The sequence below is a fragment of the Phenylobacterium sp. genome, from assembly GCF_035276905.1.
Lineage (GTDB): Bacteria > Pseudomonadota > Alphaproteobacteria > Caulobacterales > Caulobacteraceae > Phenylobacterium.
This window is the reverse complement of the sequence record NZ_DATELG010000275.1, coordinates 1-5106: the sequence shown is the minus strand read 5'-3', so window position 1 is coordinate 5106 and position 5106 is coordinate 1. Positions and strand designations below refer to the sequence as shown.

General features: G+C 70.4%; 6 protein-coding genes. 4 read left to right on the top strand and 2 right to left on the bottom strand.

The annotated features are described in order from the left end of the window. Positions 1-27: 27 nt before the first annotated feature. Together VJS38_RS12890 and VJS38_RS12885 are read right to left on the bottom strand one after the other, a co-directional pair. Positions 28-1383, bottom strand: coding sequence for a glutamate--cysteine ligase (locus VJS38_RS12890; protein ID WP_324088551.1), 1356 nt, complete (start codon positions 1381-1383; stop codon positions 28-30). 132 nt (positions 1384-1515) lie between these two features. Then, the gene (locus tag VJS38_RS12885; protein WP_324088550.1) at positions 1516-2238 is read right to left on the bottom strand and encodes a 16S rRNA (uracil(1498)-N(3))-methyltransferase; all 723 of its coding nucleotides are present in this window, start codon (positions 2236-2238) and stop codon (positions 1516-1518) included. Positions 2239-2352: 114 nt separating this feature from the next. On the opposite strand from VJS38_RS12885, the gene VJS38_RS12880 reads away from it, so the two are divergent. The 4 genes from VJS38_RS12880 to VJS38_RS12865 form a co-directional block, all read left to right on the top strand. Beyond that, positions 2353-3111: a polyphosphate kinase 2 gene (locus VJS38_RS12880; protein WP_324088549.1), complete on the top strand. Its 759-nt coding sequence runs from the start codon at positions 2353-2355 to the stop codon at positions 3109-3111. A gap of 41 nt (positions 3112-3152) precedes the next feature. Continuing rightward, positions 3153-4076: a 4-hydroxybenzoate octaprenyltransferase gene (ubiA, locus tag VJS38_RS12875; RefSeq protein ID WP_324088548.1), complete on the top strand. Its 924-nt coding sequence runs from the start codon at positions 3153-3155 to the stop codon at positions 4074-4076. Between the two features lie 5 nt (positions 4077-4081). Next, entirely contained in the window at positions 4082-4744 is a 663-nt protein-coding gene (locus VJS38_RS12870) for a methyltransferase (RefSeq protein ID WP_324088547.1), read from the top strand. A gap of 116 nt (positions 4745-4860) precedes the next feature. Beyond that, the coding region (locus VJS38_RS12865; RefSeq protein WP_324088546.1) for a VOC family protein at positions 4861-5106 on the top strand (246 nt) is incomplete at its 3' end.

Below are 5106 nucleotides of genomic sequence, written 5' to 3'. Positions count from 1 at the left end.
CTGATCCGGCGCAAAGCGCACTGAGCCTCAGTACGCGAAGGCCTCGTAGACCTTGCCGGCGTCGCCGGCCCAGGGGCCGTTGTAGAGCTCGAGCAGGCGTTCGGCCGGCGTGATCCCGCTCTCGGCGATCTCGTGCAGCTCGCCCAGGTAGCCGCTCTCGTCGACCAGGCCGCCGGAGAGGCGGTTGCGACGCTTCAGCCCTTCGCGGGCGATGGCCAGCACGTCCTTGGCCACGTCCTGCACGGTCCGGCCGCCGACCTCGGCCTTCAGGCCGAGGCGCGCGACGTCGGCGCGCAGCCGCTCGTGGTCCGAAATCGCCCAGTCCTTGCAGAGGTCCCAGGCCGCCGCCAGCGCCGCGGAGTCGTAGAGCAGCCCCATCCACAGGGCGGGCAGCGCGCAGAGCCGGCTCCACGGGCCGGAGTCGGCCCCGCGCATCTCCAGGTACTGCTTGAGGCGGACTTCCGGGAAGATGGTGGTGGTGTGGTCCGCCCAGTCCTTGAGCGTCGGCCTGACCCCGGGCAGACCGGGGAGCTTGCCGTCCATGAAGTCGCGGAACGACTGGCCGGAGACGTCGACGTACTTGCCGTCGCGCTTGACGAAGTACATCGGCACGTCGAGCGCGTAGCGGGCGTAGGCCTCGAAGCCGAAGCCGTCCTGGAAGACGAAGTCGAGCATGCCGGTGCGGTCCGGATCGGTGTCGGTCCAGACGTTGGCGCGGCTGGAGAGCAGGCCCGACGGCCCGCCCTCGACGAAGGGCGAATTGGCGAAAAGGGCGGTGGCGATCGGCTGCAGCGCCAGGCTGGTGCGGAACTTGGCCACCATGTCGGCTTCCGAGCCGAAGTCGAGGTTGGCCTGCACCGTGCAGGTGCGGAACATCATGTCGAGGCCCATGCCGCCGACCTTGGGCATGTAGGCGCGCATGATCTTGTAGCGCCCCTTGGGCATCACCGGGATCTCGTCGCGGCGCCAGGTCGGCGTGAAACCGAGGCCCAGGAAGCCCAGGCCCAGCTCGTCGGCGACGACCTTGACCTCCTGCAGGTGGCCGCCGGTCTCCTCGCAGATCTCGTGGATGGTCTCCAGCGGCGCGCCGGACAGCTCGAACTGGCCGCCCGGCTCCAGGCTGACGCTGGCCTTGCCGCGTTCAAGCGCGATGACGTTGTCGCCCTCGGAGACCGGCCGCCAGCCATACCGGGTCAGACCGTCGAGCAGGGCCTTGATGCCGGCCGGCTCGTAAGGGACCGGCTCATGCGAGCCCAGGCGGAAGACGAACTTCTCGTGCTCGGCGCCCACGCGCCAGTCGGACGCGGGCTTCGCGCCCGCCTCGAACCAGCGGACGAGGTCTTCGAAGACCAGAGGGCGGTCCTTGCAAGCGATGTCGGCCAATGACGCTCTCCCTATGGACGCCCAGGCGCCCAACTCGCAGCCCGCGGGACGGTTCAGACGCGCCAAACCCTACGGCCCCGCTTGGCCGCGATCCTTATGCCCTGCCGTGACATGGGTGCAAACTGTTCAGGCTCAAGGGCGCCAGTCGCCGAGCGCCGCCTGCCATAGCGTGAGCGCGCTGATCGCGGCGGTGTCGGCGCGCAGGATCCGCGGTCCCAGCGTCGCCGGGATCGCGAAGTTCAGCGAACGCAGACGCTCGCGCTCGCCCGGCGAAAAGCCGCCCTCCGGCCCGATCAGGATCGCCCAGGGCCCCTCCGCGGCGCCCTTCAGCGCCTGAAGCGCCGGGTGGGCCTCGCCCGCCTCGTCGCAGAACAGCAACCGCCGACCAGCGTCCCAGCCCTCGATCAGCCTCTCCAGCTTCACCGGCTCCAGCACCTCGGGCGTATCCAGCCGGCCGGTCTGTTCGGCCGCCTCGACGGCGATGGCCTGCAGCCGGTCGACGCGGGTGTGGTCGGCGTTGGTGCGCTCGGTGATCACCGGCCGCACGCGCCGCGCGCCGAGCTCGGCCGCCTTCTCGACGATGGTCTCGAGCCTGGCGCGCTTGACCAGCGCCACGACGAGGTCGAGGTCCGGCCCCGCCGACTGCGGCCGCGCCTGGGCCTCGGCCTCCAGCGTCACCGCCCGCTTGCCGACGCTCGCCACCCGCGCGCGCCACTCGCCGTCGCGGCCGTTGAACACGGCGAGCACGTCGCCGACGGCGAGCCGCATCACCGCCGCCAGATAGCGGCTCTGCCCCTCGTCCAGCGGAAGCGCGGCGCCTGCGGCCAGGTCGTGGGGCACGAAGAGGCGGATCATGGGGCGGAGGTTTAGCGCCCTTCCCTCAGCTGTCACCCCGGTTTCGCGAGGCGAAGACCGGGATGACAGTTCGCGTGGTGACGAATTGCGGGGCTTTCGCGTTACTCTCCCAGCATGTCCAAGCACGACGACGATCCGGAACTCGAGGCCCGCCAACTCGCCCTGGTGAAGTGGCAACAGCAGGCGGTGGACTGCGGCGAGAAGGTGCTGATCATCTTCGAAGGCCGCGACGCCGCCGGCAAGGACGGCGCGATTCGCGTGCTGACCGAGCACCTGTCGGTGCGCAGCACCCGCGTCGTCGCCCTCCCCAAGCCGTCGGACCGCGAGCGCAGCGAGTGGTACTTCCAGCGCTATGTCGAGCACCTGCCCGCCTGCGGCGAGACGGTGATCTTCAACCGCTCCTGGTACAACCGCGCCGGCGTCGAGCGGGTGATGGGCTTCTCCACCCCCGAGGAGCAGGAGACCTTCCTGCGCGACGTGCCGACCATGGAGGCCATGCTGCTCGAGAGCGGGCTGAAGATCGTCAAGCTCTGGCTCGACGTCTCCAAGGCCGAGCAGGCCGAGCGGCTCGACGAGCGCCGGACCGACCCCTTGAAGGTGCTCAAGGCCTCGCCGCTCGACGCCGTGGCCCAGGAAAAGTGGGACGGCTACACCGACGCGCGCAACATCATGCTGCAGCGGACCTCGACGGCGCTGTCGCCCTGGATCTGCGTGCGCGCCGACAGGAAGCACACGGCCAGGCTTGCGATCCTCAGCTACCTGGCTCACCGGCTCGCGCCGCCGAAGATCGCCGCGACCGTGCCGCCGGCCGACACGGACGTCCTTTTCCCCTTCGAAAGCGCGGCCCTGGACGACGGGCGGCTGGAGAGGTAGCGGCATGGAACGGGCCCGCCCCATCTGCTAATCCCCCGCCCATGAGCCAGTCCGCGCCGCTGCCCGACGCCGCCCCGAGCAACTGGGTCGACCGGCGCGCGCCGGCGGCGCTTCGGCCATGGCTGAAGCTCGGACGGTTCGACCGGCCGACCGGGATCTGGCTTTTGATGCTGCCCGGCTGGCAGGCGATCGCGATGGCCGGCGCCATGACCCGACGCCCGCCCGACCTTCTGCTGCTCTTCGAGTTCCTCATCGGTGCAGCGCTGATGCGGGCGGCGGGCTGCGCCTTTAACGACATCGTCGACCGCGACATCGACGCCAAGGTCGCCCGCACCGCCGGCCGGCCGATCCCGTCGGGCCAGATCAGCGTCAAGCAGGCCTGGGCCTTCATCGCCATCTGCAGCCTGGTCTCGTTCGGCATCCTCCTGACCATGGGGCCGCTGGCGATCGGGTTGGGAATCGGCTCGCTGGCGCTGGTGGCGGCCTATCCGTTCATGAAGCGGATCACCTGGTGGCCGCAGGCCTGGCTGGGGCTCACCTTCAACTGGGGCGCGGTGCTGGGCTTCGCCGCGGCGACCGGGCGGATGAGCGGGGCGGCGCTCCTGCTCTACGCCGGCGGCCTCTTCTGGACCCTCGGTTACGACACCATCTACGCCATCCAGGACCTGGAGGACGACGCCCTGGCCGGGGTGAAGTCGTCGGCGCGCCGGCTGGGCGCGCGGGCCCCGCGGGCGATCCTGGGCTTCTACGGCGTCTCCCTGGCGCTGGCGTTCGGGGCCTACGTCTGGGCGAACCTTGGCTTTCTGTTCGTGCCGATCTTCGCGATCTACGCCGTCCACCTGATCCTGCAGTCGACGCGGGTGCAGGTCGACAATCCGGTGCGCGCCCTGGTGCTCTTCAAGGCCAACACCTGGGCCGGCCTAGTGCTCGCCGCCGCCTTCGCGGCCGGCGCGATCAGGCTCTGAGCGCCGTGATCGAGCCCACGCCGGCGGGCCGCCGCGCCTTCGTCGCCGCCCACACCCGGCTCCAGCGCCCGCCGCACACGCCGGAGCTGGAGCTGCACCTGGCCGACGAGATCACGCCCGTCTGGCGCATGACCGAGGAGGCGCTGGAAGAGATCGGCCTGCCGCCGCCGTTCTGGGCCTTCGCCTGGGCCGGCGGCCAGGCGCTGGCGCGCTACCTCCTCGACCACCCGCAGATCGTCGCCGGCAAGCAGGCGGTCGACTTCGCCGCCGGCTCCGGCATCGTCGCCATCGCGACCCTGAAGGCGGGCGCGCGGCGCGTGCTGGCCGCCGACATCGACCTCTTCTGCGAGGCCGCCGTCGGCCTGAACGCCCAGCGCAACGGCGTCAGCGTCGACTTCACCGCCGACAACCTGCTGGACCTGCCGCCGCCCGCCTGGGCCGATGTGATCCTGGCCGGCGACATCTGCTACGAGAAACCGCTCGCCGAGCGCGTGCTGGCCTGGCTGGGCGAAGCCCGCGCCGCCGGCGCCACGGTCCTGATCGGCGACCCGGGCCGCAGCTACTTCCCGCGGCAGGGCCTAGAGAAGCTCGCCGAATACCAGGTGCCCACCAGCCGCGAGCTGGAGGACATGGAGGTCAAGAAGACCTGCGTCTGGCGGATGCCATGACATCCCTCCACCCTCTACCGTCCATACATGACAGCGTAGAGAAGCGCGGATTCACGCTTCTCATCTCCGCTCGCACCAACTAGAACATTCAGCGAACACCACGACAGGAGCAGGCCATGGGCGAAGACGGCCGGATCGACTATGTGGAGCTTCCCGGCGGCGACCTGATCGCCACCAAGCGCTTCTACGAGCAGGCCTTCGGCTGGGCCTTCACCGACTACGGGCCGAGCTACGCGGCCTTCGACGAGGGCCTCGACGGCGGCTTCAACGCCGACGCCGCCGACCAGAGCCGGATGCCGCTGGTGATCCTCTACGCCGACGACCTGGAGGCGATGGAGGCCAAGGTCCGCGCCGCCGGCGGC